The organism is Sandarakinorhabdus oryzae (genome assembly GCF_009733735.1).
Taxonomy (GTDB): domain Bacteria; phylum Pseudomonadota; class Alphaproteobacteria; order Sphingomonadales; family Sphingomonadaceae; genus Sandarakinorhabdus; species Sandarakinorhabdus oryzae.
Genome location: NZ_WNJP01000273.1, coordinates 1 through 2,374 on the forward strand (window position 1 = coordinate 1; position 2,374 = coordinate 2,374).

General features: G+C 68.3%; 4 protein-coding genes. 1 reads left to right on the top strand and 3 read right to left on the bottom strand.

The window, feature by feature from the left end; genetic code table 11:
- The 3 genes from GJ693_RS15460 to coaBC form a co-directional block, all read right to left on the bottom strand.
- Nucleotides 1-159, bottom strand: a 159-nt coding sequence (locus GJ693_RS15460; RefSeq protein WP_197042264.1) for a ThiF family adenylyltransferase, incomplete at its 3' end; no start/stop codon positions are given.
- Nucleotides 156-605, bottom strand: a complete 450-nt coding sequence (gene dut, locus GJ693_RS15465) for a dUTP diphosphatase (RefSeq protein WP_156257137.1) — start codon at nucleotides 603-605, stop codon at nucleotides 156-158. The genes GJ693_RS15460 and dut, both read right to left, overlap by 4 nt.
- Nucleotides 602-1,801, bottom strand: a complete 1,200-nt coding sequence (gene coaBC, locus GJ693_RS15470) for a bifunctional phosphopantothenoylcysteine decarboxylase/phosphopantothenate--cysteine ligase CoaBC (RefSeq protein WP_156257138.1) — start codon at nucleotides 1,799-1,801, stop codon at nucleotides 602-604. The genes dut and coaBC overlap by 4 nt, the downstream gene beginning before the upstream one ends.
- Nucleotides 1,802-1,903: 102 nt before the next feature.
- Between coaBC and GJ693_RS15475 the strand changes: the two genes are divergently transcribed.
- A partial coding sequence (locus GJ693_RS15475) for a DUF2853 family protein (RefSeq protein WP_197042265.1) occupies nucleotides 1,904-2,374 on the top strand: 471 nt, incomplete at its 3' end.

Genomic DNA, 2,374 nt, shown 5'->3' on the forward strand with positions numbered 1-2,374 from the left:
CCCGGCGGCGGCGAGATAGAGCAGGCACGGACTGCCCAGCCCGCCGGCGCCAACCACGGCCACCCGCGCCCGTGCCAGCGCCGCCTGGCCGCGCCCGCCGAATTCCGGCAGCACCAGGTGGCGGGCATAACGTTCCAGCTCGTCGTCGGAGAAGTTCACACGTGGACCCCGGTGGAACCGAAACCGCCGGCGCCACGCTGCGTGTCGTCAAGCACATCGACCACCGCCAGCGTTGCCCGCGTCACGGCGGCCGGCACCAGCTGGCAGATGCGCATGCCGCGCTCGATGGCGAAGGGCTCCTGGCCAAGATTGATCAATAGCGCTTTCACCTCGCCGCGATAATCGCTGTCGATGGTGCCGGGGCTGTTGGGCACGCTGATGCCGTGCTTCAGTGCGAGGCCGGAGCGCGGACGTACCTGCACTTCATAGCCCTCTGGGATGGCCATGCAGAACCCCAGTGGCACCGCAACGCGCGCGCCCGGCGCCAGCATGACCGTTTCCGTCACGGCGGCCACCGCATCCATGCCGGCGGCGCCCGGCGTGGCATAGGCGGGCAGCGGCAGGCCCTCGCCATGGGGCAGGATGGTCAGCGGGATCGTGATCATGCGGATCCTGAAAAATGCACGGCGATGCGGTTGGCAAGCGTCGTGGCGACCGCCTGCTTGGCCTGCGCGCCCCAATCTTCCGCGCCTGTGGCGGTGACAAGATGAACATGGTTTGAATCAGCGCCGAACACGCCATCTGAAACATTATTGGCAACGATCCAGTCCGCGCCCTTCTTCACCCGCTTGGCGGCGGCGTTGGCGATCAGGTCATGCGTCTCGGCGGCGAAACCCACCACCAGTGCCGGCCGGCGGGTGTGTTGGCCAATGCCGGCCAATATGTCCGGATTCTCGGTCAGTTGCAGCGGCGGCAGCGGCTGGCCGTCCTTCTTCAGCTTCCGGGCTGCGGCGTCGGCCCGCCAGTCGGCAACAGCGGCGACCATCACGGCGATATCGGCGGGCAGGGCGGCTTCGCAGGCCGCCTGCATGTCACGCGCCGTCATCACGTCAACGCGGGTCACGCCGGCCGGGGACGGCAGATGCACCGGCCCGGCCACCAGCGTCACCCGCGCGCCCAGGCTGGCCAGCGCGCCGGCAATGGCAAAGCCCTGCTTGCCGGAGGAATGATTGCCAATGAAGCGCACCGGGTCGATCGGCTCGTGCGTCGGCCCGGCGGTGACCAGCGCATGCCGGCCCAACAACGGCTTCGGGCCAAACTGTGCTGCAATCGCCGCCATGATCGCCGCCACGTCGGGCAGGCGGCCGGGGCCAAACTCGCCGCAGGCCATCTCGCCATCGTCGGGCGTCATCACCGTCACGCCATCGCCGCGCAGCGTCGCGACATTGCGCTGGGTGGCGGCATGCAGCCACATGCGCACGTTCATTGCCGGCACCATCAGCACCGGTGTGTCGGTCGCCAGCAGCAGCGTGGTGGCCAGGTCATCGGCCGCGCCCGCCGCTGCCCGCTGGATCAGGCTGGCGGTCGCCGGGCAGACGACGATCAGATCGGCCGCGCGGCTCAACTGGATGTGGCCCATGGCCGCCTCGTCCTCGAGGTCCCACAGGCTGGTGCGCACCTTTTCCCCGGCCAGCGCCGAAAGGGAGAGCGGCGTCACGAAGCGGGTGCCATTCTCGGTGAGCACCGGCAGGACGCGGGCACCGGCGCGGCGCAGTTCGCGCACCAGCTCGAGCGCCTTGAAGGCCGCGATGCCGCCGCCCACGATCAGAAGGATGGTCTTGCCATGCACGAGTGTGCGCATAGCCGACTGCGGCGAGTGATGCCAGCGGTGCGGTCACCCGGATTGCCGCGAGGCGATTCGCTGATTAGCGTCGTCACACGGAGACGTTTAAGACCGGGGGACATGACCATGGCCGAAGATTGGGCAATCGACGTGCGCAAATATGTGCCGGATGCCGATGGCGACATCATCGCCGGCATCGTGCGTTATTGCGGGATTGCGCTCCGGAACCGCGATTCCGCTCTCGTCTCCTTCTCGGACAAGACCGAGACCGACCGGGTCAAGGCCAATTTCCTGAAGAAGAAGCTCGGCCTGACCGCGGCGGATGCCGTGCTCGATGCTGCCATCGCCAAGGTGGGTGAGCGGATGAAGGCCGATACCACCAAGAACCGTGTCACCGTCTATTATCTGCTGGCCGAAGCCTTTGACCGGCTGGAGGATTTCCGCCCCAAGGCGAAGGCCAAGCCGGCCGCGCCCGTCGCCGAACCGGAAGTGGTGGCCGCCAAGGCCAAGTCTGCGGCCAAGCCCAAGGCGGCCAAGCCGGCCGCCGCTGCTCCCGAACCGGTGATGGCACCGCCGCCGCCACCGCCGCCG